The following is a 24,632-nucleotide window of genomic DNA, read 5'->3' on the forward strand; positions in this document are numbered from 1 at the left end:
CTTTCATGAAGAAATACATCTGACTGTGAACTCGCACACATTCAGATATTTATGGCAATAATTGACCGATCCGTCCTTGGCTGGGCGGTCATGGCTCGAAACGAAAAAAGGCCCCGGCGTTTCCACCGGGGCCTTGATCAATTGAAAGAAGAACAGATTACTCTGCGCTTTCCTCTTTCTTTTCTTTCTTCTCGGGAACGATCTCTTCGCCGGTTTCCTGATCGACCACTTTCATCGACAGGCGGACTTTGCCGCGGTCGTCAAAGCCCAGCAGCTTGACCTTTACTTCCTGACCTTCCTTCAGAACATCCGACGGATGGTTCAGGCGGCGGTTTTCGATCTGGGACACGTGGACCAGACCGTCGCGCTTGCCAAAGAAGTTCACGAAGGCACCGAAGTCGACGATCTTAACGACTTTACCGGTGTAAACTTGGCCTTCTTCCGGCTCGGCGACGATCGAGTGGATCATCTCATACGCCTTCTTGATCGATTCACCATCGGGCGAGGCGATCTTGATGACGCCGTCGTCGTTGATGTCGACCTTAGCGCCTGACACTTCGACGATTTCGCGGATGACCTTACCGCCCGAACCGATCACTTCACGGATCTTGTCGGTCGGGATGTTCATGGTCTCGATGCGCGGGGCGTGGACCGAGAAATCGTTGGTCTCGGACAGGGCTTTGCCCATCTCGCCCAGGATGTGCATCCGGCCGTCCTTGGCTTGCGCCAGGGCTTTCTCCATGATCTCGGGCGTGATGCCCGCAACCTTGATGTCCATCTGCAGAGAGGTGATGCCGTTTTCGGTACCCGCAACCTTGAAGTCCATGTCGCCCAGGTGGTCTTCGTCACCCAGAATGTCCGACAGGATCGCGTAATCGCCGTCATCTTCCAAGATCAGACCCATGGCAACACCGGCAACCGGTGCTTTCAGCGGAACGCCCGCATCCATCATCGACAGCGAACCGCCGCAAACAGACGCCATCGAGCTTGATCCGTTGGATTCGGTGATCTCCGACACGATGCGGATCGTGTAGGGGAAGTCGGTTGCCGCAGGCAGAACCGCCTGCAGGGCGCGCCATGCCAGCTTGCCGTGGCCGATCTCACGACGGCCCGGGCCACCTACGCGGCCAACTTCACCAACCGAATACGGAGGGAAGTTGTAGTGCAGCAGGAAGTTCGATTTGAAATTGCCATGCAGCGCATCGATGAACTGCTCATCGTCGCCAGTGCCCAGCGTGGTTACAGCCAGCGCCTGCGTTTCACCGCGGGTGAACAGGGCGGAACCGTGGGTCCGGGGCAGCATCGAGGTTTCTGCAACGATCGAACGGATATCGGTGGTCGAACGACCGTCGATCCGCTTGCCGCCTTTGACGACGTCGCCACGCAGAATGCCAGCTTCCAGCTTTTTCATAGCCGAACCGAGGTTGCCGTCTTCCAGCTGCTCTTCGGTCAGCGCTGCTTTGATCGCTTCACGCGCGGCGGCAACAGCGGTGGTGCGCTCTTGCTTGTCGGTGATCGCGAAAGCGGCGCGCATCTGCTCTTCCCCAGCAGCTTTGACTGCGGCGGACAGCTCCGAGTAGTCGGGCGCCTGGAAGTCGAACGGCTCTTTCGCGGCGTCTTCGGCCAGCGAGATGATCAGGTCGATGACCGGCTGAATCTGTTCATGTGCGAATTTGACCGCACCCAGCATTTCGGCCTCGGACAGCTCGTACGCTTCCGATTCAACCATCATTACGGCGTCTTTGGTGCCGGCAACAACCAGGTCCAGGCGCTGTTCAGGGTTCAGGCGCAGGTCCTGCATGTCATCGACGGTCGGGTTCAGAACGTATTCACCGTCCTCAAAACCAACGCGGGCACCGGCGATCGGACCCATGAACGGCGCGCCGGAAATAGTCAGCGCAGCCGAGGCAGCGATCATCGCAACCATGTCAGGGTCGTTGACCAGATCGTGAGACAGCACGGTGCACATCACCAGAACTTCGTTTTTGAAGCCGTCAACGAACAGCGGGCGGATCGGACGGTCGATCAGACGCGCAGTCAGCGTCTCTTTTTCGGTCGGGCGCGCCTCGCGCTTGAAGAAGCCACCCGGAACCTTACCGGCGGCATAGTATTTTTCCTGATAGTGGACGGTCAGAGGGAAAAAGTCCTGACCCGGTTTTTGCTGCCGTGCAAAGGTCACGTTCGCCATGACGCTGGTTTCGCCCAGTGTCGCGATCACGCTGCCGTCGGCCTGACGGGCAACCTTGCCGGTTTCCAGTGTGAGCGTCTCTTCGCCCCACTGCATAGATTTTTTCGTTACATCAAACATATGCGTATCCTAGATGGGAGCACTCCCGCCCCTGCGGGTCTCCCGTTTGCATGGCGGCCCCATTGCCGCCGATCCCATTTTAGCTTTCGTCTGAGTGCCGGGATCAGGGCACAACGTCTCAGATACCGCGCGCATACATGAGATTGGTGTAGAAGGAAAGGGGAACCGCGCAGGGCCGGTGAAGGACTGCGCAGCCTACGCCCGATCCATTTTGGACCGGGCCAGAGCCGTTCAAAAGAGTGCGTGCGCGAGGATCATCACCACGCCGCATCCCAGAGCATAGCCAGTGTCGACCATGATCGCGAACACGCTTTTTTGCGCCCAGGCCCCGACCGAGGCCGCCTGTGCCGCCACTGCAAGGATGGCCAGAAGGGCGACGCCCAGGCTGTTGGTGGTTTCGGTGAGCGCGATCATGGTGGCCAGCAAGATCAGGAACACGATCTGCGCGGCCATCTGAGGCAATGGCGGCGATTCCGGCGGTGTCGGATCAATCCGCGTTCCTTCGGCCCAGCGTTTCTGGAATCCGACCGGTCCATAGACCAGCCATCCCAGCAGAAAGGCCGCGATCACCCCCGCTGCAAGGGCCAGCCAGTTGATCATAGCGCTGTCTCCAGCGCTGCAAGGATCGCAGCCCATCCGCCCTCGTGATTGTCGCGGCTTTCCTGTGATGGGAAGCGGACGTGATGCAGTCGCAATTCGGTCCCTGCATCGATTGGCGTGAAATCCAGCGTCACGGTGGAATCATCCTGACTGTACGGAGAGTTCCACGTAAATTGCAGCCGGTTCGGGCGGTCGATGACCTTGTATTCGCCCTCATGTGGCAAATCCCCGGCCTCGGGAGCGCGCATGATGATCTTGAACCGTCCACCGACCTTTGCATCGGAATGCGCCTCGGGCACTGTCATACCCGGCCCCGGCAGCATGAATTTGGCCAGCATATCCGGGTTCAGCCAGGCGTCGAACACCTTTTCAGGTGGGTGCGGGATTGCGCGTGTAATTTCAAGAGACAGATCCGTCATCTTCTGGGTCCTCCAAAGCAGTTTCCAAAGCGTCCAGCCGAAGCGCCCAGATCGAACGCAAACCGGCAAACCATTCATCCACGGCTGACAAGGGATCCATTTGAACCTCGATCAAATGCTCGCGCCATTCCGTCCGGCGCCGCACCAGTTCGGCGTTTTCCAACACCTTGATGTGCTTGGATACCGAATTGAGGCTCATATCGAATTGCCGCGCGATGTCCGTCACCCGCAAGGGTCCCTGCTGCGCAAGCATCGTCAGGATCGCACGGCGGGTCGGGTCGGACGCGGCCTTCAATATCGCGCTCAGATCAGAGCGACTCTCTCGTTCAACCATATGGATGAATTACATCCTTCTTCTGCTTCAGTCAACCATTTGGGTGAATAACACGGATAAAGCCCTTTGGCCAGAAGTTGGGACCAATGGTCCCGGTGCCGCCCAAAGTTGTTAATCTAGCCAGATAAATTCACTAACGGGAATGCGTTTGGTGAAATTATGTCGTCAGTGTAAGCTGTTATCACGAAGCCCGCGGTCGAATTGACGGAGAAGCGCCAAGGGACAAAATCTCGTTTCCGTCCGCTGGTCGAATACCTTGGCGTTTGCACTTAGCGAACAGAAGGGCAGACGAATGGCACAAACCAAGAAAATGCTGGATCCGGACCCCCGGATTTACGACTTCGAGACCGAATACGAGCTTGGGCAAGACAACGTCCGGCCATTCGGTCTGGACATCCACAACCCGGTCTTTTTGATCTCGAGCATCCTGATCTTTGCGTTCGTTCTGATCGCTTTGGCCAACCAAGAGGGTACCGCGGCACTGTTTGGCTGGCTAAGACCATGGCTCACCAGCACGTTTGACTGGTTCCTGGTCCTGTCGGTCGACGCAATCACATTGTTCTGTCTTGTTCTGATCGTGCTGCCGGTTGGCAAGGTGCGGATCGGTGGCAAGGACGCAAAGCCCGACTATTCCTATGCCGGGTGGATTGCGATGATGTTCGCGGCTGGTATCGGCATCGGGCTGTTGTTCTTTGGAGTGATGGAGCCCGTCTATTACAATTTTGCCGAAGACGGCAACGCGGTGCCACTGGGCATCGACATCGCCGTTCCGGGCAATGAATATGCTGGAGTCGTCGGTACAATCCATCACTGGGGGCTGGAAGGCTGGGCGGTCTACGCCGCTGTTGGTCTAAGCCTGGCCATCTTTGCCTATAACCTTGATCTGCCCTTAACCCTGCGGTCGGCCTTCTACCCGATCCTGGGCGAACGCGTCTGGGGTTGGTGGGGCCACATCATCGATACCTTGGCTGTGTTTGCGACGCTCTTTGGCCTGACCACCTCGTTGGGTCTTGGTGCGCAGCAGGTTGCGGCGGGCCTGAATGAGGTGTTCGGCATCGAACCCAGCCCAACCGTCACAGTCCTGCTGATCATCGGTATCACGTTGATTGCGTTGGGTTCGGTCCTGATGGGGATGGATGCAGGCGTCAAACGGTTGAGTGAAATCAACATGATCATGGCCGTCGGCCTGTTTATCTTCGTGATTGTTGTTACTGGCGTCGGCACGGCCATCGCACGGTATTTCAACGTGATGGTGGATTATGTGTACCACCTGCCGGCGCTGTCGAACCCGTTCGGACGCGAAGACACCAGTTACTTCCACGGCTGGACGACCTTCTATTGGGCCTGGTGGATCGCATGGTCGCCTTTTGTGGGCATGTTCATCGCCCGCATCTCAAAAGGTCGCACAGTGCGCGAGTTCATCCTTTGCGCCCTGCTCGCACCAACGGCTGTTTGTGCCTTGTGGATGTCGACCTTTGGCGGTGCCGCCATCGACATGTTGAACGCAGGTGGAGCCGAAGGTGTGCGTGCCACAGTGATCGACAGCTACGCCCCTGAAGGTGCCCTGTTCGGATTCCTCAAGGAGCTGCCGCTTTACAGTATTGTTGCGCCAATCGCCCTGGTCCTGATCGTGGTGTTCTTTGTCACCTCGTCGGATTCCGGTTCGCTGGTGATCGACACGATTACTGCGGGTGGCAAGATGGACGCACCGGTGGTTCAGCGGGTGTTCTGGTGCACTTTGGAAGGTCTGGTCGCCATTGCGCTGTTGCTTGGCGGGGGCCTCTCTGCACTGCAAGGTGCTGCGGTTTCGACAGGTATCCCGTTCACCTTGGTGGTTCTGATCATGTGCTACTGCTTGTGGCTGGCGCTGAAATCAGAAAAAGCTAAGATGTAGGGCCTTGATCCGATACATTCTGGACGCCCGCCTTTTGGCGGGCGTTCTTTTGCCGCCGGACAACCGAAAACGCCCGGAAACTTCGCGGAGAAAAAGCAAGGCACAGGCTAGAGGCCCTGAAGCTTAAACTTCTGCGACACTCACAGCAGTTTCGAGCGCTTGATCAAGACTGTTCGCCACCTGATCCACGTCGTCCAACGACAAACACAGCGGTGGCACCATCCGTAGGCATTGTTGAAACGGGCCGGACTTTGACAGGATAATTCCTTGTGCGCGGCAGGCTTCGAAAACTTCTGTGGTCATGTCCTTGTCCGGCGTTTTGCTATCCCGGTCTTTCACGAATTCCAGCGCAAGCATAAGGCCTTTCCCGCGAACATCGCCGATGACCTGATACTTGTCTTTCAAGCCATGCAGCCTTTCCAGCAAGGCGGCCCCTACAACGCGGGCGTTTTCCTGCAACCCTTCGTCCCGCATGACAGCAAGAACCGCACGGGCTGCGGCAGCCGAGGTCGGGTTGGCCCCATAGGTGTGGAACATGAACCTTTCCGCCATCGGTTCCGCAATATGTTTCTTGGCCACAACCGCCCCGATCGGGAAGCCATTTCCCAGACCTTTTGCCATGACGACGATATCGGGCACGACGCCGTCCGCTTCGAACCCCCAGAAGTTTTCGCCAGTGCGGCCAAAGCCGGATTGCACCTCATCCGCGATGTAGAGACCTCCTGCCGCGCGCACGCGCTCGGCTGCGCCGGACATATAGCCGGGGGGCATTTCGATGATGCCGCCATAGCCCTGCACGCTTTCGACAAATATGCCCGCTACATTGCCGGATGTGGCTGTGGCGATTGTGTGATCAATCTCATCCAGATAGGGCTGGGTCCCCTGTCCAAAGATGCCGCGGTATTGATTGGGTTCCGGCACAAAGGCCACGTTGCCGGGCATGCCCGGGTGACGCCAGCCCGAGATACCGGTAATCGACTGCGCCGCAGCCGTTGGCCCGTGATATGCGGTGCGCAGCGCAAGTAAATCCAGATTGCCTGTGTAAGTGCGCGCCATGGTCATCGCCAGATCAACCGCTTCGGATCCGGAGTTGGTCAGATGCACCACCCAGTCATGTCCTTTGGGCATCGTCGCGGCCAGTTCTTCGGCCAGATGTGCTGGTGTCGGGTGGTAGAACATTGTCGTGCAGTGGGTCAGTTCCTGCGCCTGTGCTGCTGCCGCCGCCACCACGCGCGGGTGCGAGTGCCCGACCGAGATACAGACATTCATGCCCAGCAGATCGGTGTATTTCCGACCATCCGTATCCCAAAGGTATTGTCCCTGACCTTTCTTGAAAACGATAGGTTCGCGAAACGGTGTGAACCGCGTTAGTGAGGCAGCATAGTACTGGTCCCGTCGCGCGGCGGTGTTCGAAAAGTCCCAGTCGGTGTGAAGGGCGTGGTCGGTCATTCGGAACCTCCGGTTTTCAAGCGTGAGTTTTCGGGGTCAAAGGGAGCCTTTGGCAGGATGGTTGCCGCACGATGCTGGCCCAGTATTGAGATGGTCAGCCCGTCTCGCGCGGTCTGGTCGCGAAGATAAGCCAAAGCCAAACCCTTACCGGTCCGGTAGCCATAGGCACCCGAGGTGGCGATCCCAACGGGCAGATCGTCTTTCCAGATCGTGTGCGCGTAGAAAGGATCTATCTCACCGGCTTCGACCTCAAGCAGCACCATATCCCACGTGTTGTCTCGGCCCAGTCCGTGGCGCAGGTCCTTGCGGACAAACGAGGTCAGACCGGCCTCAAACGGGCTGCGTTCGGTCGTCAGGTCACTGCCCCAACCGCGATACCCTTTTTCAAGGCGCATGGAGTTTGCTGCATAGGCCCCATAGAACCCAAGCCCACGCGGTTTGGCGACCTCTTCCAGCGTCGTGAAAAGCTGCACGGCATATTCTTTGGCTACATGCAATTCCCAGCCACACTCGCCCAGATAAGACACCCGCAGAGCGCGCAGGGAAATCCCGCCTACATGGGTCTCTTGCGCGGTGAGCCAGGGCATATGGTTCAACTCGGGCAACACATCGGCGGATTTGGGTCCCATGACGCCGATAACTGCCAGATCCTCAGACACGTTTCGAACGGTGACGTCAAAGCCTTTGGCAACCTGTGTCAGAAGATCCTGGTCGATCTGCTCGGCCGCGGCGGCGCTGGTCAGATAGGCGTGATCCTCGGCCAAACGGGTGACGGTGAATTCCGACAGCACGCCACCTGTGGTTGTCAGCGCATGGGTCAGGCCGATCCGGCCCGGCGGGATCGCACGGTTCGCGCCCAATGCTTGCAGAAAGGCCGCGACATCGGGGCCGGTGACGTCGTATTTTGAAAACACGGACAGGTCCGCGATGGCGACGCGGTTGTGCGCGGCCTCGACCTCTCGCGCCACGGATTCGAACCAATTGGCGCGGCGGAAGGTTTCGTCGGCGACGGCTCCGGGCGTGTTTGAGAACCAATTTGGACGCTCCCAACCATAAGCTGCGCCCATCACCGCGCCACGTTCGACCATCAGGTCGTGCAGCGGGGACAGCCGCAGGCCGCGCCCTGCGGGCCGTTCCTCATGCGGATAGTGCACGCCGAATTGCAGGCCGAAACACTCGACGGCTTTGGCAACCCGATAATCACGATCTGCCCAGGACCCAAAGCGGCGCGAGTCCACCGCCAGCGCATCCATCGGCGGCGCGCCGTGGGTCATCCAATGGGCCAGGAACCAACCTGCGCCACCACCTTCCATCACCCCCATGGACGAGCCGGTCAAAAGCCAGGCGTTTTTCAGCCCGTGTGCAGGTCCGATCAATGGATTTGCATCCGGGGTGAAGGTAATCGGCCCGTTGATCACCGATTTTACGCCGCCGGTTTCCAGCACTGGTATGCGCTCCATGGCGGCCATGATGATGTGTTCCACACTGTCCAGATCCGGCGGCATCAGATCCGCGCCAAACTCCGGTGGCACACCATCGACCGACCAGACCTTGGCGTCTTTTTCATACGGCCCAAGGATCAGCCCATCGCGTTCCTGCCGCACATACCAGCTTTCTTCCGGGTCGCGGATGATCGGCAGCTCTGGCAATCCCTCTTTGATCCGGGATGACACAGCCTCCACCGTGTCCGTCACCAGATATTGGTGCAGCACCGGAACAGACGGGATGTTGAGGCCCATCATATGCCCGATTTCCCAACCCCAGGTGCCTGCAGCGTTGACTACGTGGGTGGTTTCGATGATCTCTTTCGAGGTCTCGATCCGCCAATGGTCCTGCTGACGCTCAATCGCGGTGACCGCGCAGTTGCGCATGATCCGCGCCCCGCCCCGCCGGGCAACCTCGGCCATCGCGTGGGTTGCCAGCGTAGGGTCTACATGGCCGTCATCGGGTTCATAGATCCCCCCGATCAGCCCATCCAGTTTGGCCAGAGGGAACAGCTCGGCGATGCGCTCGGGCGTCAGCACCTCCAGCGGGTAGCCGGTGAATTCGGACAGACCGGCCACATGGCGGAACTCGTCCATTCGGTCGGGGTTGCGTGTGATCCGCATCGCACCCGAGCGGTGAAAGCCGCAATCGCGTCCGGTTTCCTGCGGAAGTATATCGCGGTAAAGCCGAACAGAGGTAGCACGCAATTCCTGAATGGTGGGATTATGCGCGAAATGAGTACACAGTCCCGCCGCGTGCCAGGTCGATCCATGGGTCAGGTCGTTTTTCTCGACCAGCAGAACATCGGACCAGCCAGCCTTGACCAGATGATACATCAGCGAAACACCCATGGCCCCGCCGCCGATGATAGTAACCTGCGCCTTGATCATGCGCGCATCCTTTCGCCTGAGGGATCAAAGGGTGGGCGTCGCAAGGGCTGCGCGAGATAGTCCTGCCCAGCGACCCGAACCGTGAAATTTCGTTCGCATGTCTGGGCCAACGTCTCTCCCGGCTGGACCGAAATCATAGCGAAACACAGATTCAGCCCTGTGCGCGGCCCGCGTCCGCCCGAAGTCGTCAGCCCCACATGGGTGCCATGCTCGAACACCGGCTCGTCATGCAACATCAGGGCATTGCCGTGAACCTGCAAAAGGATAAGGCGCTGTTGCAAGCCGTTGGACTTTTGCTGTTCCAGCGCCGCTTTGCCCTGAAACTCCTTGGCCCAGTCGATGGTGAACCCCAGACCAGCTTCCAGCGGAGTGATCTTGGGGCCAAGTTCATGCCCCCAGTGTTTGAAGCCCTTCTCCAACCGGCAGGCATCCACCGCATAGTGGCCAAGCGGGCGCGCGGCTGCCTTGTGAAGGGTGTCGAACAGCTGAGGGGCCTGAGCGTTGGGTATAGTTAGTTCCCAGCCCAATTCTCCGACAAAACTAACGCGCGTGGCGCGGCAAGTAATGCCTGCCAATTCGGCGGTGGTGGCATAGCCAAATGCCATTTCTGGTAGGCTGCCAAGACCCTGTAGCAGCGTCCGGCTGCCACCTCCCATTACACCGATTGTGCAGAATGCTTCGGTCACATCCCTGACAGACACATCGCCCTTCAAATGCCTGCGCAGGAACATCAGATCGCGCATCCGCGTGGCAGCGCCTGAAGTCAGATGAAACGCATCCCGACCCAACCGCGTGATGGTCACATCCATTTCGATCCCACCGCGCGCGTTGAGTATCTGCGTATAGATAGCCCGACCAATGGGCACATCCATCTGCGCGGTCGTCAGGCGGTTAAGCGTTGCAAGAGCATCCGGCCCGGTGATGTCAAGTTTGGTAAACGGGCTCAGGTCAATCAGCGCAGTGCCCTGATCCAAGATTGCCGCTTCGGTCTCAGCCAGCGACCACCACCCCTGATCTGTTGTCGAATAGGGCTGTGCCGGGCCATAATACAGCCCGCGTTCCCAACCGGCCGTCAGGCCAAAATGCGCCCCAGCCTCAGCCCAGCAATCGTGCAGCGCGGTGGTGCGCAGACCCCGCCCTGCCTTGGGCTTTTTGTATGGCCAATGAAGGGCAAAGAGATCCGCGACGGCCTCTTCCATGCGGTCGGCCATATGTTCCGCCGTGGCTGTGTGCGGGTCGACCCGGGCGACATCGACCTCCCACATGTCCATCGGGGGGGCGCCGTCGACCATCCAATCGGCCAGCGCCCGTCCAATCCCCGCCGAAGACATGACCCCGACCGAGTTCATACCCGCAGCCACAAACAATCCATCGACCGTGGTTTCACCAACAAGCGGCCTTGTGTCTGCGGTAAAGCTTTCTGGGCCATTCATGAAATGCTGGATGCCGACCGTTTCAAGGCTGGGGCACAGCTCTAATGCGGCCTCCATGAAAGGGGCAAATTGATTCCAATCCTCAGCCAGTTCAAGAAAGGGCCGGTCGCCTTCGGGGCCGTAGGCGTCCCAACATTTCGCGTTGGGTTCAAAGCCGCCGATCACAAGCTTGCCCGCATCGCCCTTGATGTAGATGCCCCGGTCCAGATCTCGGATCACCGGGAACGGGTTGGGCAGGTTGGGCATCGGTTCGGTGACAACATACATGTGCTCGACCGCCTGTAACGGAAGCGCGACGCCAACATTGGCGGCCAGCTCACGTGACCAAGCGCCGGTGGCAAGAACGACCTGATCGGCGTCCAGTTTCGTCCCATCGGTCAGGGTTACACCCGTGATCCGCTGACCCTTTTTCCGCAGGGACTGAACCCCGGTATGTTCGCGGATTGAAACGCCACGATCCCGTGCACCTTTGGCGTATGCCATGCACAAATCGACCGGATTCACATTGGCGTCTTCCGGCACATGCAGCGCACCGAAATGGTTCCTCAGATCAAGGTGTGACAGGGGCACGTCCGAGGCCTCGATCATGCGTGGTGTCAATCCCAGGGTCTGGCCCAGATCCGCAATCCGGCGCAGCTCGTCCAAACGGGCAGGGTCGCGGGCCAGCCAATAGCCAGAGGTTTGGCGATATCCAGTGGACATGCCAGTCTCGGCCTCAAGGGTCGGAAAAACCTCAAGTGCGGCCATTGCCAATCGGGTCATGTTTGGCGTTGCACGCAGTGGACCGACAATCCCCGCCGCATGCCAGGACGTGCCCGAGGTCAGCTGATTGCGCTCCAGAACAGTGACGTCATTCGAACCGCGTTTGGCCAGATGGTAGGCCAGGCTGAGGCCAATGGCGCCACCACCGATAATCAAGAAACGGCTCATCAGAAGTAATCCTGATCTGGCTTCTCGGCCTTACGCTGCGCGATATAGTCCTGCAGCGCGGCGTCGATGCCGGGGTCGAGACCGGGGTCTTGATATGCGTCAAGCCGTTCTTTCCAGATTGCATTGGAGCGGGCTGCGGCATCCAACTCTCCGGCCGCGTGCCATTGTTCGAAAGAATTGTCATCCGGGGTCCAGGGCCGGAACAATGCGGACATGAAATTGGCCTGCGTATGCTCAGAGCCCAGAAAATGCCGCCCCGGTCCAGTCGCGGCAATTGCCTCCATCGCCTGAGCGTTCTCGCTCATGTCGATTCCATCGAAGAACCGTCCGACTTTGCCACAAAGATCATGATCCAAGATCGTTTTTTCGAACGAGGTCACCAACCCACCTTCGAGCCATCCAGTTGCATGGTTGATCAGATTGGCACCCGCGAACATCGACATCATAAGGCCCCATGTGGCCTCTTGCTGGCTCTGGGCGTCCGAAACTTTTGAGGCGCTGAGCGTGCCAACCGTGTGCATCGGCACCCCCAGCCTGCGAGCAAGCTGTCCGGCCGCCAAAACCATCAACCCGGCTTCGGGCGTACCAAAAGTGGGCGCACCGGATTTCATCGACATGGTCGAGGCGAAACTGCCCATCAAGCAGGGTGCCCCGGGGTTCACCAGTTGGGTCAGCGTCATTGCTGCCATGGTTTCAGCCAGCACCTGAGCCAGCGTCCCGGCAACGGTTGACGGCGACATGGCCCCGGTCAGAACCCAGGGGGTGCAAGCGACCGGTTGCCCGGCCCGGGCATAGGTTTTCAGCGCGCCCGACATGTGACTGTCCATCACCAACGGCGCGTTTGTATTCGAGACACAATACAGGGCGGCGTTTTCCGCCACGAAGTCTTCGCCGAACACAATTCGTGCCATGTCGATTGCGTGGCCCGCGCGTTCGGCCCCGATAAAGGCACCCATGAAGGCTCGATCAGAATAGCGAATATGGCCATAGAGCATGTCGAGATGGCGCTTGTTGGCAGGCAAATCCACCGGTTCGCAGACCACGCCGCCCGAATGGTGCAGCCAGGGCAGGCTGTGATGCAGCTTGACCAGATCGACGAAATCCTGATGCGAGGCATAGCGCCGCCCGCGGTCCAGATCATGCACAAAGGGCGGACCCCAAGCCGGGCATAACACGCTGGCGTTGCCGCCCAGCTGAACGTTGTTGGCCGGGTTTCGGGCATGTTGAACGAACTGAGCCGGCGCTGTTGCCATGATCGTTTTGCGGCAGAACCCCGGCGCGAACCGCACACGCGAGCCATCTACGTCACAGCCTGCTTCGGCAAAAATGCTCAGAATCTCTGGGTCGTCCTGAAACTCCATCCCGGTTTCGGCAAGGATGGTATCCGCATTGGCCTCGATCTGTTCCAACCCTGCCTCGCTGAGGACATTGAAGGTCGAAAGCTTGCGCAGAATATACGGCGCGCGCACCTCGGAAAGTGTGCGAGGTCCAGCAGCCCTGCGGCGTCGAGATGAGCGCGAACGTGTCATGGCCAAAGCGTTGACCGAGTGCTTGACGTAAACCAAGAAAATTCCAACAGTATAAATAATATTTATACTAAGGATGAGCAATGCTGGATCATCGTAAGCTCTCACCAAGTCTGATGCGTTCACTTGAGGTTTTCGTCGCCGTTGCGGAAACGGGTCAAATGCGGGCGGGCGCAAAACTCCTGAACCTGTCGCAGCCAGCAGCGTCCCAGCACGTCACGGCGTTGGAAAAGGCATTCGGCACTGTGCTTTTGGATCGCAGTACGCGACCGGCACGGCTGACCTATGCGGGTGCGCGTTTGCACGGAAAGGCGCAGAAAATTCTGGATGCACTTTCCGACATGGAAACGGAACTGCGCCACGTTGGCGAGAAGTCCCTGACGCTGCTGCGAGTCGGCATTCAAGCCTCAATCGCCACAACGCTGACGCCCTCTTTGGTCGATTTTGCGCAGCGCGAGTTCAACGTCGAAGATATCACCTTGCACGCCGGTCAAAGCGGTAACCATGAACACCTGCTGCGGACGAAACAAGCGGACCTCGCGATCACATCTAACCCGTTTCTGGATATGGATGGTCTGGAGCGTCATCACGTTCTGACCGAACGATACCTTCTGGTCCTGCCAGAAACATATGACGGCCCGACGGACAGCCTGGAGGCGATCCAAACGCGGCTTCCTCTGGTGCGGTTCGGAGATACAACCAACGCGGGCCGCCAGATTGCGCAGCATCTGCGCCGATTGCGGTTTGAGCCCGACAAGGTCATCCAGGCGGACCGCTCCAGCATGGTTACGTCCTGTGTTTCTGCAGGCCAGGGGTTCAGCCTTTTGACGCCGACATTGCTGATTGATGGTTTGGTTGAGAATATGAGTCTGCAGTTGAAAGATCTTCCGGTCTCGGGCCTTTCGCGCACTTTGACGGTTGTCGCCAGACAGGAAGAGCTTCAGAGCTTTCCGGAGGCGCTTGCAGACATGTCCAGGCAGAAATTGGTGCAGCGCATCACCGGCCACATGGGCGACATCGGAGCAAAAAGCGTAGAGTACGATATGGTCTAGCGCGCCGTCACAAGCTGAACAGCGCGGGGAACTTTGGGCTCAGGTTCAGCCTAAAGTCGCTACCTGTTGGTGAACTTCGACAACATTGCCTTCGGGGTCGCGAAAGAACACTTGGTGCCACTCTTTCGAAAAGGCTGTGCCATAGTCCGAATAAGGAACCGCGTTTTCATCAAGTATCCTCAGGACCGCGGCAAGATCATCCGTTCGGAACGCGATGTGTCCGCGGCTCACTGGATTGATGACCTGATCATTTTTGAAAGCGACGTCAAAGTCCCGTTCCGCCAGATGCATCTGCATGCTGCCGTCCGTTGCAAAGCGGATCTGGCCGTCATAACCGGCGTCTTCAGTTGCTTCAGAGCGCGGGAAATTCTGCTGCGGAATATCACCCAAACTCAAGACGTTTGTATAAAAGTCGTGTAGGCGGTCAACGTCGTCTGCCACCAGGTTAATATGATGAAATTCCAGCTTCATTTGGTTCCATTTTACTTGTCGTCACGCACTGGATGTGTGCTTGGAGGACTGATGTATTGAGCAGCTGTTGATCAGGTCCCGGGATAGTGCCGACAGAGTTAGTGAACTGCAAGCCGGATTGAGCCCCACCATACCGCTACTTTGAGCGCGCGTTCCCTGATCCAACAAAAAACGCCCGCCAATTAGGGCGGGCGTCTAAAATCCAAAAGCGGCAGAAACCGGTATTAGCGGCGGATGCCCAGCTTTTTGATCAGATCCTGATAGCGCGCTTCTTCTTTGCCCTTCAGGTAGTCCAGCAGCTTACGGCGCTGGGCGACCATTTTCAGCAGACCACGACGACCGTGGTTGTCTTTTTTGTGGGTCTTGAAGTGCTCGGTCAGGGTGGTGATGCGCGAGGTCAGGATGGCAACCTGGACTTCTGGCGAACCGGTGTCGCCGTCCTTGGTGCCGAATTCTTTCATGACGCGTGCTTTTTCAGCGGCAGTAATCGACATCGGGGTCTCCTTTGAAAGGTTAGAGTTGATGGCGCAGGCCGGGATGTCGTCCAGCACAGGCCCATGGAGAAAACCGCACCGATTCCGATGCGGATGGGCGCGTATAAGCGGATTTCAGGCAAATGGCAAAGGGATTCTATTGCTTCAACTCAGCGCATTGAGCTGCGACAGTTCCTGATCGTTGATCAGTTGGATATCGTCCAGGGTCAACCCTTTGGCACCCAGCAGTTGGGCGACGTCTTGTCCGTCGACCATGATACGGGTCAGGTTTTCGTTTTCAGCGTCTGTTTCAATGTTGATCTCCGGATATTCCTCGCCTTCCCACGAGATCAACAGCATGTCCTGCCCGGGTTCAAAATCCATGACCTTGACGGCATCGTCGTCATCCTCGGGGTTCAGGTGGATGCTGTCAGCGCCTTCGCCTCCGGTCACGATATCACCGCTATGGGCAGCAATAATGTCGTCGCCGGCACCGCCATTCAGAAAATCCACGGAGTCCTCGTTTTCGCCATCCTCACCGGTCAGCACGTCGTCACCGTCGCCGCCAAACAAGACGTCTTCACCTGCGTCACCAGCAAGCTCATCGTCACCATAGCCCCCATGCAGCGCATCCTCGCCCGCGCCTCCGGTCAGCGTGTCGTTGTCCTGACCGCCGTACATATCGTCATCCCCATCGCCGCCGTCCAGCCTGTCGTCGCCGAAATGACCAAAAATCTTGTCGTCGCCATCATCACCGAACAGGACGTCATCGTTACCTTCGCCATGCAAAACATCATCGCCTTCGCCGCCCTGGATTGTATCAACGCCATCGCCGCCATGCAGGGTGTCATCGCCCATGCCCCCCAGCACAGTGTCGTCGCCGCCGTAGCCGTTGATCTGGTCGTCGCCATCTTGCCCGGCCAGAATGTTTGTGTCGTCGTCCCCGGCCACAACCAAATCGCCTTCGAATTCCGAGACTGTGGTCCCGGTCGAGGACTCTTCGACTTCGTCGATGTTTTCACCAATCTCAAGATAACTGCCGTCAGAGACCTCTTGCGGTTCATCTTCGATGATCTCGTCTTCTTCGGTGTCGTCGTCAGCCTCGATAATACCGCCCATCGCATAGGCTGCTCCGCCCATTGCGGCCAGGCTCAGCAATCCGAACAGAAACATGGAAACCCTCCGAGAACGCACTGCTCCGAGGATGAAATATCCCATGTGATCAGTTAGTTGGTCAAAGCCAAGCTGTACTTGTGGTTAACCGTTGGTCACCAAGGTTCGGGCTGTTGGGTATAGGCGATGTAAAGCGGGTGTTTGGGATGCCCGCCCTTGGTCAGCCCTAGATGAAACAGCGGCTGCCTGGTGTCGCGCAGAAGGGATTCAACTGCCGGGCCGCGGTCCAGATGCGCACCATGGGTGCCCCATGCGGCGATGACCTGATCGGCCCATTGAACACCATCCAATATGGCCGCGTCGTTCTCGGGTCCTACCGGGTCGGCAGCAGCGCGCATCTTGCGCGGGTCGGTGTCGCGCCAGGCAAAGATGTTGGTTACCTGAAATGCTCCGAACCCCAGCGCCCGCGCGCGGCGTTCGCAACGTTCCACCGTCGGGTCGTTCTGAACCTCGGTCGCGGTAGACGGGTTCAGCATCACGAACAGCGCTTTGCGCCCCGCAGGATCCCAGATACGGGTCAGGCTATAGCGATATTTCTCGCAGTCGGAATAGATGGCGGTCGAGGGCGCGTCGCCCTTGGTGTGCGTTCGGGTAATCATGCCCTTCGCCTAGCACGTGGCTTAGGTAACGAACACCCGGCTGGGGTGCAATTCGCCCGATTTGTAGATCCCTACCGCCACGGCCTTGCCGTCCAGCGAAGCCCAGGCTTCATCGCCGTATTCCACGTCCGAGGCCAGAACCATGCCCGGGTTTCCGTTGCGCAGGCGGGTTGCGCCTTCGGGTGTGCATTTCAATTCAGGCAGATCGGCGAGGCCGGTTTCCAGCGGGTGCAGGTAGTCGTCCAGTGCGGTTGTCTTGGCCATTTCATCGATCTGTTCGATGCTCAACCCGTCTTCAACGTCGAACGGGCCGGACCAGATGCGGCGCAGTTCCCGGACGTGGCCGTGGCATCCCAGCGCTGCGCCCAGATCGCGGGCGATTGAGCGGACATAGCCGCCCTTGCCGCAGGTCATTTCCAGCGTCACGTGGTCTTCGTCGGGGCGGTCGACCAAAATCAACTCCTCAACCCATAGCGGACGTGCGGCCAGTTCCACATCTTCGCCATCGCGGGCCAGCTTGTAGGCGCGCTGGCCGTCGATTTTCACGGCCGAGAACTTGGGTGGGACCTGCATGATATCACCCAGAAACGGGGCCAGTGCTTGTTTGATATCGTCATCCGATGGGCGCGCATCGCTGCTCGCAATCACTTCGCCTTCGGCATCATCGGTATTGGTGGCCTGACCCAAACGCACGGTGAATGTGTAGGCTTTCAACGCATCGGTGATGTAGGGAACGGTCTTGGTCGCCTCACCTAGTGCCACGGCCAGTACGCCAGTCGCTTCGGGGTCCAGTGTGCCCGCATGGCCCGCCTTCTTGGCATCCATCGCCCAGCGTACCTTGTTGACTACTGCAGTCGAGGTCATGCCCGCGGGCTTGTCCACCACCAGCCAACCGGAAATGTCGCGACCCTTGCGTTTGCGTCCCATTCTACACCCTGAATCTTGCCGAGGCGCGCGACCTAGCGGATCGCTCTGCCGCTGTCAATTTCAGGGCGTATCTTCGACCACGCCCACAATCGGGCCAAGCGAAAACCCGACATCCGACCGGTTTCCCGCGCGTTCATACATCCGGGAGATATTGCCGTCGAAAAACAGAGCATTTGGCGTTTCCAGCACATCCCGGAACAGGCTGCCGAACTCATGAAAGGTGACATAGTCATCCGAAATCGCAAAAACTGCCCGTTTCCCATCCGCGCTGGTACCAACGCCGTTGCGGACATAGCGCGAGGTCGAATCGGGCAGGAATCGCGGGTGCAATTCCCCGTCGATGACCAGCATAGGGCCGGATTGCGTGGCGAAACGGCACTGCGGGGCCTGATCCACATAATCCAATGTCTCAAACACGTCGGCGCGGCCTTCGCGGATGCAAAACACTCCGTTCGGCAACAAACCGAAATTGCCCGGCCCGGCATTGGGGATCACGCGCATCTGTTCCTGACCGTCTTCGACGTAATGCCCGACTGGCGAGCGGTCGTCATGATACATGCCCGCGTTCATGGCAAATGCCAGACGCTTTCCCTGTGGCGCCAGGGTCTCGTTCACCGATGAGAAATGGCCCAGCACCTTACCGTCTTCATCATTGAGGAAGAGGCGCAACTCTTCGCTGGCGGCATCCACCTCGCAGATGGTGTACCGCTTGTCCTCATGGGTCACCTTCTCGCATGTGACCGCTGAGGCCTGCGCGGCCCAGAAGACCGCGCCCAAAATGACAATTGCGCGGATCACTCGTCCAGATCGCGGCGCACCGCGTCCTGATCGAACATGCGGCGGGTGTCATCCATTCGGTCAAACGTGTCATCCAGCCGGAACCGCAGATCGGGTGAGAATTTCAGACCGACCTTCTTGCCGACCGCCCGCCGCAATTCACCCTTGTTGCGCGCCAGCAGCGCGATCACATCCTCCTGCCCCTTGCCGCCCAAGGGAAGCACATAGGCGGTGGCGATCTTCAGATCGGGCGAGGTGCGCACCTCGCCGACGGTGATTGACATGCGGTTCAGGTCGGGGTCGTGGACATCTCCGCGTGCCAGAACTTCGGACAGGGTGCGGCGGATCAGTTCGCCGACGCGCAGCTGTCGTTGGGACGGGCCGGGGCCATCGTGAAATTTGTTCTTTGCCATATCCCCGATCTAAGCGCAAAGCAGGGCTTTGCCAAGCGGGCGCGAACCGGGTAGGAGGCTTTGAGCCGAATTCAACAAAAGGACCAGCGCAATGACCCATATTCCGGGGATCGTCATCACAGGGGCTTCGGGCCGTATGGGGCAGATGCTGATCAAGACAGTGACCGACAGCGATCAGGCGCGTCTGGTGGGCGTGGTCGAGCGGACGGGTCATGACTGGATCGGTCAGGATGTGGGCGAGGCGATGGGCGGTCAGGCGCTGGGTGTGAATGTCACCGATGATCCGCTGGAGGCGTTTGCGCAGGCGCAAGCCGTAATCGATTTCACCGCGCCCGAGGCGACGCTGGAGTTTGCGGCACTGGCCGCGCAAGCCCGCTGCGTGCATGTGATCGGCACCACTGGCATGTCGGATGAACAGATCGCCGCGCTGGAACCAGCCTCACGCCATGCAGTCATCGTGCGCGCGGGGAACATGAGTCTTGGCGTCAATCTGCTGGTGCAACTGACCAAGAAAGTCGCGGCTGCACTGGATGAGGATTTCGACATCGAAGTGATCGAAGGGCACCATCACCACAAGGTCGACGCCCCGTCGGGCACAGCATTGATGCTGGGCGAGGCCGCTGCCGAAGGGCGCGGCGTGAAGCTGGAAGATGTGTCTGACCGGGGCCGCGACGGCATCACCGGCGCGCGCAAGCGGGGCGACATCGGCTTCCACGCCATTCGCGGCGGCGACATTGTGGGTGAGCACGACGTCCTGTTCGCCGCCCCCGGAGAGCGCATCGTCCTGCGCCATTTGGCCACCGACCGCGCCATCTTTGCCCGTGGCGCTTTGAAGGCGGCACTGTGGGGGCAGGGCAAAGTGCCTGGTCAGTATGACATGGTGGATGTGCTGGGACTTTAAGCGCCTCTAACGGAACGCCGCAAGACCGGGCGGTTCGGCGCCCTCGTCCTCGATCCTGGAAAACAGTGCGCCTAGTCGCTGATCCCAGGTCGGGTATTGGCCTGTACGCGCATAAGTCAGGCGTTCGGCCCCTATGGATATGCCAAGGGGTGCTGCCTGCCCGCCAATCACAACCTCACCGATTTCGGTCCAGTTGTCCGACGGCGGGTAAGCGGTGGGGGCCGTTTCATCCGTGCCGCCCAGCCGATAGTAGACGCCCATTGTCACAAGGTACTCATCACCAAATGGGTCGGGGAAGAAAAAGCCCGAGGCATCGCGTGCAGCCAATGCCTCGGCCTCATCGCGCAACAGAACCTTTTCGGTGAATGGCAAGCCTAACGCGTCCAGCACCGGGCGCATGTCATCGGCTTGCGGCACACTGACAAATGCGATGCGGGACGGGTCGAGGCCAAAGCTCTGAGTCAGAATTTGCATCATCAGCCGGGTCATGGCTTGCCCATCAGCATCAGCGGGATGACAGCCGACCTCGTGAAACATCGGCAACACGTCTGCGCGTGATTTTTCATCAACGTCCGCGACGCGCGCCAGCGGCTGAATCACATAAGCACCCGAAGGGAGAACGGACTGATCGAAATCATGCCGCAATCCGCCGTTATAGTCGTCGACCCCCGAGGCCAGCGACAGGGACTCAGCCTCATTAAAACCAAGCTCGGAGGACGCGGTTCTCAGTTGATTGAGCGTGTTTGCGAACTCCTGTTCGAACGTGTCATTCTGGTCAGTGGCAGCAGACCCGACGCCCGGAAACAGCGTTCCGACCGTTGCTGCGGTTCCAAGCTGAACCACTCGACGCCTATTCAATCCCATCAGAGCCCTCCCCTTTTGAGTTGGACACTGTCGAGCGTATCACAGATGTGGCCGCCAACGGTTAAGGGATTGTGAAAATGCGCGATACTGGCGTTTTGCCCTGTACTTCATAGGTCCTTGATTTTGTCGACCCGGAGCGGGCAGGCAAGGTAAACTCCGAACTCCTTGCCGATATCGGCGCTGACACGGGCGTGAACCTTGCCTTGCCGGTCGAGGAAACGCTGGTTGTCTTCGACGGGGAATATCCCTTCGTGCCAGATGCCGGGATGAATATAGAGGCCACGCGTACCATCACACCAGAAAGCCACCACCTTATCTGGCGTCAGGTTGTCGCCGGGCAGCGCGACAGGCACGATGAAGGGCTTGTTGTCCAGCGGCCAGAACATCTGCCCGCCATCGGGGTGGTAGTTCATGTGCCACAGTAGAACCTGATCGCGCGGTGCCGTCTGCAGGTCGGTCTGCACCTGTTGTGGATCAGCGGACCAACCCAGAACATAGTGGCCTTTGACGGCCTCGTTCTCACCATAAAGCACGTCACCCTGCCAATCGCATTTGAACGTGCCTTCGACCCAGCCGCCCTCGTCGCCGGTTCCTTCGTCAATCTGGCGCCAGCCTTGTTGGGGCCAGCGAGCGATTTCAATCTCGAAGGTATCGGGGTCATCAACCAGACAGCCATAGCTTTTGACCGACGTGTCCGTGGCCCGGATCAGCGGAACCTCGTGCCACGGCAGTGACGGTTTCGAGCTGGCCTCGAAGATGTATTCCGGTGCACTCATGACGCCCCCAGATGCCTGTCGATCATGCGCTGCACCATCGGTGCGAAATGGGTGAAATCGGGGGTTTCCATGTCAGCCCGTTTGCCCGCCTCGTCCAAATAGCGCACCTGAATGATCTCTTTCAGGTTCGGATTACTCTCGAACTCTGCGACCTCCTCAGCGCTCATCGGCCCGCCCTGCAATTCCAGCGTATGGACCGAAGCGGTGGACAGGCGGTTGAAATATTCAGGCTTGGTGGCGCAGAGATACCGCTTGGCCGCCACGTGATAGCGGCAGCAATCGGTGATGACCGAGGGGAAGAACTGTTCCAGCACCTCAGCGCCCGCATCCTCGTGATGACGGTCCTCGGTATCATCCGGGTGATAAGTGCCGAACTCGGAGGTGAAATGGCCGATATCGTGCAGCAACGCGCCGACGATGATTTCCTCGGGCTGGCCGTTCTGCTCGGCGATCGTTGCACCTTGCAACATGTGTTCAGCCATGGTGACGGGCTCACCCAGATATTCCTCACCGCCGCGGCGGTCGAAGATATCGCCGATGAAAGCCACGATATTGTCCCGGCTCAGGGTCGAGAAATCGGGCTTCATTCTGCGGCCTCCGGTTGACTCATTTCCATCGCGGCCAATGTGGACAGCAACCCGTCCTTGTCGGCATAGCAGCCCTGTAACCAGCGCGAACCCGCGCCGGAATAGCCCAGACGGGCATGCAGAACGCGGGTGTTGTCGACGATGAAGCTCTCACCCGGTTCCAGTTTGAACGACACGCCCATGGCGGGGTCGTCGATGATCTCGCCCAATTGGCGATAGGCGGCGTAGTAGGCCTCCATCTGATCAAAGGGCACGTCGACGAACGGCGCGGATGAGCGATTGTTGAACCGGATACCGACCAATTCACCATCTGGCGATAGCTCGATCATCGGGCGGCGTGAGCGCAGGCAGATACCGTCCGAGCCCTTGTATTCGAACCGGGCGGGATAGCCTGCCAGCAAGGCAAAACCTTCCGGGTTCTGTTCGTGCAGTTTTTCAGCAGCGCGGAAGCCGTCAACCACGATGGAATCACCACCCTCGGCACTGTTTTCCAGGCAATACAGAATTTGCAGCGTCGGAACCGGATCACGATAGGGGTTGTCGGTATGCGCCTGCAGACCAAGGCCGGTATAGGCGAGGTTGGTCGGGTTCACCTCGGTCCGGACCTCAAAATAGGGGCCGTAGTTGGTTTGGCGGACATAGCCGAACAGATCAGCGACTTTCAGCAGGGATTCCGGCTCGGTCGGTCCGCCGGTCAGTTTGGCAAAGCCGTATTCGGCCACCGCAGCCAGCCAGCCACGCTTGGCGACGGGATTGGCGTGGACCTCGTCCCAATCTGCGCTGGGCGCGTCGATGCCGCGTCCCCAGGTGGTGATGCCGGGAGCCGTCCGACCCATGGGGCGGTTTTGATCGCGGTCATAGCTGTGCTCGGCCAGCCAGTCGGCGGGAAAGGTGACAATCTTGCCTTCTGGCTGAAAGGTGACTGTCAGATCACCATTGCTGATTTCGGCGGCGCTGACCGAAATGTCTGAGGGGATATCGCCGATGGTGATCAGACGTTGGCCATTGCCGGGCGCGCGGGTTTCGGGGTCCAGCGCGTTGTCGCGTAGCCAGATGGCGTGAAAGCGAGCCTTTGTGCCGGTGTCGAATTCTACGGTCACAACCGAGGCGTCATGGGTGGCAAAGCGCAGCATGGGGGGTCTCCTGTTCAGCGCGGGCTTTGGTTGAGGAGATACGCCCCTTGTGGCATTACGACAATTAATCCTTCTTTCTGCTGAGGCTTGGAAAAACTTATGGCTAAGAAAAAGATCGGGTTGCCACCCTTGGACTGGCTGCGCGTTTTTGAGGCGGCGGGGCGTCTGGGCGGGTTTTCCGCAGCGGCGAGGGAATTTGGTCTGACACAAGCGGCCGTAAGCCAGCGGATCGGCAACCTTGAAGCCTGGCTGGGTCGAACATTGTTTGTGCGTGAGGCGCGTGGCGTGTCATTGACTGTCGAAGGAGAAAGCTATCTGCCGCTGGTGCAAGACAGTTTGCAGGCGCTTGAACGCAATACCGAGGATCTGTTTGGAAAATCCCCGCGCGAATTGCGGGTGGCCGGTTTGTCATCGCACATCCATGCGCTTGTGGTGCCAAGTCTTGCCCGGTTTCAGGAGATGCAGCCGAAGGTGCGTGTTCTGACCGATTCCGTGGCGCGGCGGTCGTCGCTGGATGAAGAGCGGACATGGCTACAGATCCGTTATGGTCGGGGCGCTTGGCCGGGGCGGGATTCCGAATTGATTGCAGCTGAAGTGCTGGTGCCTATGGCGGCACCGGGCGTGGAATGGGGCGCGCCTTTGATTGATCTGCGCGGAGAACGACCGGGGTGGCGAGATTGGGCGCGAAAGGCAGATCAGGGCGATGTGACTACGTCGAACATCAGCTTCGATTCAATGGAACACGCGTTGTCTGCGGCACGTCAGGGCATGGGCGTAGCGTTGGGGTCGGTGCCCTTGGCCAAGGCGGATCTGCAGGACGGACGGTTGCGCCGGTTACGCCTACCAGAGCTGAAAACGAAGGATGGGTATTGGCTGACCTGGCCCGAAGATCGGGCGAAATCGAAGAAGCAGCGTGCTCTGATAGCGGATTTTCTGGAAGCCTTGCGGGGATAGGTGATCAGAAATCGATCGCTATGCCCTTCTTCTCCCAATCGCCGTACCGGGCCGGATCGGGGCCGTCGCGACCGCCCAGTTCCTTGGGCATATCTTTTGCCTCAGCCTCGGCTTTGCGGCGCCGCTCTTCAGCTTCGGCAAGGGCGCGCTGGGCGGCGGGTGGCAGGTCTTTGCGGTCGTCACTCATGACATCGGGTTCCTTTCCGTGCATGGGCTTGATATACGCCCGCGTCCGCCATTGGCAATGCGGGCGAGGATTTATTC

General features: G+C 59.0%; 24 protein-coding genes. 4 read left to right on the plus strand and 20 right to left on the minus strand.

Annotation, left to right across the window (positions count from 1 at the left end; translation table 11 throughout):
* Positions 1-157: 157 nt before the first annotated feature.
* The 4 genes from pnp to AC2FI8_RS04155 form a co-directional block, all read right to left on the minus strand.
* Positions 158-2,308 (minus strand): polyribonucleotide nucleotidyltransferase, encoded by a 2,151-nt coding sequence (gene pnp / locus AC2FI8_RS04140; protein WP_496777308.1) that lies wholly within the window; start codon positions 2,306-2,308, stop codon positions 158-160.
* Positions 2,309-2,539: 231 nt separating this feature from the next.
* On the minus strand, positions 2,540-2,908 hold the full coding sequence (locus tag AC2FI8_RS04145; protein ID WP_496777310.1) for a DUF1761 family protein: 369 nt from the start codon (positions 2,906-2,908) through the stop codon (positions 2,540-2,542).
* Positions 2,905-3,327 carry an SRPBCC family protein gene (locus AC2FI8_RS04150; protein WP_496777312.1) on the minus strand — a complete coding sequence of 141 codons (423 nt, stop codon included), beginning with the start codon at positions 3,325-3,327 and terminating at the stop codon, positions 2,905-2,907. The genes AC2FI8_RS04145 and AC2FI8_RS04150 overlap by 4 nt, the downstream gene beginning before the upstream one ends.
* Positions 3,308-3,661, minus strand: a complete 354-nt coding sequence (locus AC2FI8_RS04155) for an ArsR/SmtB family transcription factor (protein ID WP_496777314.1) — start codon at positions 3,659-3,661, stop codon at positions 3,308-3,310. Before AC2FI8_RS04155 ends, AC2FI8_RS04150 begins: the two co-directional genes overlap by 20 nt.
* Before the next feature lie 292 nt (positions 3,662-3,953).
* Here AC2FI8_RS04155 and AC2FI8_RS04160 point away from each other — a divergent pair, with 292 nt between their 5' ends.
* Entirely contained in the window at positions 3,954-5,555 is a 1,602-nt protein-coding gene (locus tag AC2FI8_RS04160; RefSeq protein WP_058277077.1) for a BCCT family transporter, read from the plus strand.
* A 123-nt stretch (positions 5,556-5,678) separates the two neighbouring features.
* Here the strand turns inward: AC2FI8_RS04160 and AC2FI8_RS04165 are convergent, their stop codons facing one another.
* From AC2FI8_RS04165 to AC2FI8_RS04180, 4 genes are read right to left on the minus strand one after another with little or no spacing between them, the layout of a single operon-like run.
* Positions 5,679-7,004, minus strand: coding sequence for an aspartate aminotransferase family protein (locus AC2FI8_RS04165; RefSeq protein WP_496777316.1), 1,326 nt, complete (start codon positions 7,002-7,004; stop codon positions 5,679-5,681).
* A complete protein-coding gene (locus AC2FI8_RS04170; protein WP_496777319.1) occupies positions 7,001-9,379 on the minus strand; it encodes a GcvT family protein in 2,379 nt (792 codons plus the stop codon). The genes AC2FI8_RS04165 and AC2FI8_RS04170 overlap by 4 nt, the downstream gene beginning before the upstream one ends.
* Positions 9,376-11,742, minus strand: a complete 2,367-nt coding sequence (locus tag AC2FI8_RS04175) for a GcvT family protein (protein ID WP_496777321.1) — start codon at positions 11,740-11,742, stop codon at positions 9,376-9,378. Before AC2FI8_RS04175 ends, AC2FI8_RS04170 begins: the two co-directional genes overlap by 4 nt.
* Positions 11,742-13,307, minus strand: a complete 1,566-nt coding sequence (locus AC2FI8_RS04180) for a trimethylamine methyltransferase family protein (RefSeq protein ID WP_496777323.1) — start codon at positions 13,305-13,307, stop codon at positions 11,742-11,744. The genes AC2FI8_RS04175 and AC2FI8_RS04180 overlap by 1 nt, the downstream gene beginning before the upstream one ends.
* A gap of 44 nt (positions 13,308-13,351) precedes the next feature.
* On the opposite strand from AC2FI8_RS04180, the gene AC2FI8_RS04185 reads away from it, so the two are divergent.
* Entirely contained in the window at positions 13,352-14,320 is a 969-nt protein-coding gene (locus AC2FI8_RS04185) for a LysR family transcriptional regulator (protein ID WP_496777326.1), read from the plus strand.
* A 45-nt stretch (positions 14,321-14,365) separates the two neighbouring features.
* Here the strand turns inward: AC2FI8_RS04185 and AC2FI8_RS04190 are convergent, their stop codons facing one another.
* The 7 genes from AC2FI8_RS04190 to rbfA form a co-directional block, all read right to left on the minus strand.
* Positions 14,366-14,791: a VOC family protein gene (locus AC2FI8_RS04190; RefSeq protein WP_496777328.1), complete on the minus strand. Its 426-nt coding sequence runs from the start codon at positions 14,789-14,791 to the stop codon at positions 14,366-14,368.
* Between the two features lie 224 nt (positions 14,792-15,015).
* A complete protein-coding gene (gene rpsO, locus AC2FI8_RS04195; RefSeq protein ID WP_039543122.1) occupies positions 15,016-15,285 on the minus strand; it encodes a 30S ribosomal protein S15 in 270 nt (89 codons plus the stop codon).
* Positions 15,286-15,429: 144 nt separating this feature from the next.
* Complete coding sequence (locus tag AC2FI8_RS04200) at positions 15,430-16,437, minus strand: calcium-binding protein (RefSeq protein WP_496777330.1); 1,008 nt, start codon at positions 16,435-16,437, stop codon at positions 15,430-15,432.
* 95 nt (positions 16,438-16,532) lie between these two features.
* Positions 16,533-17,036 carry a DUF1643 domain-containing protein gene (locus AC2FI8_RS04205; protein WP_058274963.1) on the minus strand — a complete coding sequence of 168 codons (504 nt, stop codon included), beginning with the start codon at positions 17,034-17,036 and terminating at the stop codon, positions 16,533-16,535.
* Positions 17,037-17,057: 21 nt separating this feature from the next.
* Positions 17,058-17,963 (minus strand): tRNA pseudouridine(55) synthase TruB, encoded by a 906-nt coding sequence (gene truB / locus AC2FI8_RS04210; RefSeq protein ID WP_496777331.1) that lies wholly within the window; start codon positions 17,961-17,963, stop codon positions 17,058-17,060.
* A 60-nt stretch (positions 17,964-18,023) separates the two neighbouring features.
* Positions 18,024-18,761, minus strand: a complete 738-nt coding sequence (locus AC2FI8_RS04215; protein ID WP_496777333.1) for a phosphodiester glycosidase family protein — start codon at positions 18,759-18,761, stop codon at positions 18,024-18,026.
* On the minus strand, positions 18,758-19,153 hold the full coding sequence (rbfA, locus tag AC2FI8_RS04220) for a 30S ribosome-binding factor RbfA (protein WP_058274960.1): 396 nt from the start codon (positions 19,151-19,153) through the stop codon (positions 18,758-18,760). Before rbfA ends, AC2FI8_RS04215 begins: the two co-directional genes overlap by 4 nt.
* Positions 19,154-19,244: 91 nt before the next feature.
* Here rbfA and dapB point away from each other — a divergent pair, with 91 nt between their 5' ends.
* Positions 19,245-20,054 (plus strand): 4-hydroxy-tetrahydrodipicolinate reductase, encoded by an 810-nt coding sequence (gene dapB / locus AC2FI8_RS04225; RefSeq protein WP_496777335.1) that lies wholly within the window; start codon positions 19,245-19,247, stop codon positions 20,052-20,054.
* A 6-nt stretch (positions 20,055-20,060) separates the two neighbouring features.
* Here dapB and AC2FI8_RS04230 read toward each other — a convergent pair whose 3' ends face one another.
* The 4 genes from AC2FI8_RS04230 to tmpA all read right to left on the minus strand — a co-directional run bounded on the left by AC2FI8_RS04230 (position 20,061) and on the right by tmpA (position 23,414).
* Complete coding sequence (locus tag AC2FI8_RS04230; protein ID WP_496777337.1) at positions 20,061-20,918, minus strand: hypothetical protein; 858 nt, start codon at positions 20,916-20,918, stop codon at positions 20,061-20,063.
* Positions 20,919-21,025: 107 nt separating this feature from the next.
* Positions 21,026-21,694 (minus strand): ureidoglycolate lyase, encoded by a 669-nt coding sequence (locus tag AC2FI8_RS04235; protein ID WP_496777340.1) that lies wholly within the window; start codon positions 21,692-21,694, stop codon positions 21,026-21,028.
* On the minus strand, positions 21,691-22,281 hold the full coding sequence (gene tmpB / locus AC2FI8_RS04240; RefSeq protein ID WP_496777343.1) for a (R)-1-hydroxy-2-trimethylaminoethylphosphonate oxygenase: 591 nt from the start codon (positions 22,279-22,281) through the stop codon (positions 21,691-21,693). The genes AC2FI8_RS04235 and tmpB overlap by 4 nt, the downstream gene beginning before the upstream one ends.
* On the minus strand, positions 22,278-23,414 hold the full coding sequence (tmpA, locus tag AC2FI8_RS04245; RefSeq protein ID WP_496777345.1) for a 2-trimethylaminoethylphosphonate dioxygenase: 1,137 nt from the start codon (positions 23,412-23,414) through the stop codon (positions 22,278-22,280). The genes tmpB and tmpA overlap by 4 nt, the downstream gene beginning before the upstream one ends.
* Before the next feature lie 99 nt (positions 23,415-23,513).
* Here tmpA and AC2FI8_RS04250 point away from each other — a divergent pair, with 99 nt between their 5' ends.
* Positions 23,514-24,368, plus strand: coding sequence for a LysR family transcriptional regulator (locus AC2FI8_RS04250; protein ID WP_496777347.1), 855 nt, complete (start codon positions 23,514-23,516; stop codon positions 24,366-24,368).
* Between the two features lie 4 nt (positions 24,369-24,372).
* Here AC2FI8_RS04250 and AC2FI8_RS04255 read toward each other — a convergent pair whose 3' ends face one another.
* A complete protein-coding gene (locus AC2FI8_RS04255) occupies positions 24,373-24,555 on the minus strand; it encodes a DUF1674 domain-containing protein (protein WP_496777349.1) in 183 nt (60 codons plus the stop codon).
* Between the last annotated feature and the right edge of the window lie 77 nt (positions 24,556-24,632).

This window comes from Ruegeria sp. CDSB029, from assembly GCF_059611125.1.

What these genes read in the sequence shown, in the direction of transcription:
- pnp (WP_496777308.1), bottom strand. Translation starts at nt 2,308, where the DNA reads ATGTTTGATGTAACGAAAAAATCTATGCAGTGGGGCGAAGAGACGCTC.
- AC2FI8_RS04145 (WP_496777310.1), bottom strand. Translation starts at nt 2,908, where the DNA reads ATGATCAACTGGCTGGCCCTTGCAGCGGGGGTGATCGCGGCCTTTCTG.
- AC2FI8_RS04150 (WP_496777312.1), bottom strand. Translation starts at nt 3,327, where the DNA reads ATGACGGATCTGTCTCTTGAAATTACACGCGCAATCCCGCACCCACCT.
- AC2FI8_RS04155 (WP_496777314.1), bottom strand. Translation starts at nt 3,661, where the DNA reads ATGGTTGAACGAGAGAGTCGCTCTGATCTGAGCGCGATATTGAAGGCC.
- AC2FI8_RS04160 (WP_058277077.1), top strand. Translation starts at nt 3,954, where the DNA reads ATGGCACAAACCAAGAAAATGCTGGATCCGGACCCCCGGATTTACGAC.
- AC2FI8_RS04165 (WP_496777316.1), bottom strand. Translation starts at nt 7,004, where the DNA reads ATGACCGACCACGCCCTTCACACCGACTGGGACTTTTCGAACACCGCC.
- AC2FI8_RS04170 (WP_496777319.1), bottom strand. Translation starts at nt 9,379, where the DNA reads ATGATCAAGGCGCAGGTTACTATCATCGGCGGCGGGGCCATGGGTGTT.
- AC2FI8_RS04175 (WP_496777321.1), bottom strand. Translation starts at nt 11,742, where the DNA reads ATGAGCCGTTTCTTGATTATCGGTGGTGGCGCCATTGGCCTCAGCCTG.
- AC2FI8_RS04185 (WP_496777326.1), top strand. Translation starts at nt 13,352, where the DNA reads ATGCTGGATCATCGTAAGCTCTCACCAAGTCTGATGCGTTCACTTGAG.
- AC2FI8_RS04190 (WP_496777328.1), bottom strand. Translation starts at nt 14,791, where the DNA reads ATGAAGCTGGAATTTCATCATATTAACCTGGTGGCAGACGACGTTGAC.
- rpsO (WP_039543122.1), bottom strand. Translation starts at nt 15,285, where the DNA reads ATGTCGATTACTGCCGCTGAAAAAGCACGCGTCATGAAAGAATTCGGC.
- AC2FI8_RS04200 (WP_496777330.1), bottom strand. Translation starts at nt 16,437, where the DNA reads ATGTTTCTGTTCGGATTGCTGAGCCTGGCCGCAATGGGCGGAGCAGCC.
- AC2FI8_RS04205 (WP_058274963.1), bottom strand. Translation starts at nt 17,036, where the DNA reads ATGATTACCCGAACGCACACCAAGGGCGACGCGCCCTCGACCGCCATC.
- truB (WP_496777331.1), bottom strand. Translation starts at nt 17,963, where the DNA reads ATGGGACGCAAACGCAAGGGTCGCGACATTTCCGGTTGGCTGGTGGTG.
- rbfA (WP_058274960.1), bottom strand. Translation starts at nt 19,153, where the DNA reads ATGGCAAAGAACAAATTTCACGATGGCCCCGGCCCGTCCCAACGACAG.
- dapB (WP_496777335.1), top strand. Translation starts at nt 19,245, where the DNA reads ATGACCCATATTCCGGGGATCGTCATCACAGGGGCTTCGGGCCGTATG.
- AC2FI8_RS04230 (WP_496777337.1), bottom strand. Translation starts at nt 20,918, where the DNA reads ATGGGATTGAATAGGCGTCGAGTGGTTCAGCTTGGAACCGCAGCAACG.
- AC2FI8_RS04235 (WP_496777340.1), bottom strand. Translation starts at nt 21,694, where the DNA reads ATGAGTGCACCGGAATACATCTTCGAGGCCAGCTCGAAACCGTCACTG.
- tmpB (WP_496777343.1), bottom strand. Translation starts at nt 22,281, where the DNA reads ATGAAGCCCGATTTCTCGACCCTGAGCCGGGACAATATCGTGGCTTTC.
- tmpA (WP_496777345.1), bottom strand. Translation starts at nt 23,414, where the DNA reads ATGCTGCGCTTTGCCACCCATGACGCCTCGGTTGTGACCGTAGAATTC.
- AC2FI8_RS04250 (WP_496777347.1), top strand. Translation starts at nt 23,514, where the DNA reads ATGGCTAAGAAAAAGATCGGGTTGCCACCCTTGGACTGGCTGCGCGTT.
- AC2FI8_RS04255 (WP_496777349.1), bottom strand. Translation starts at nt 24,555, where the DNA reads ATGAGTGACGACCGCAAAGACCTGCCACCCGCCGCCCAGCGCGCCCTT.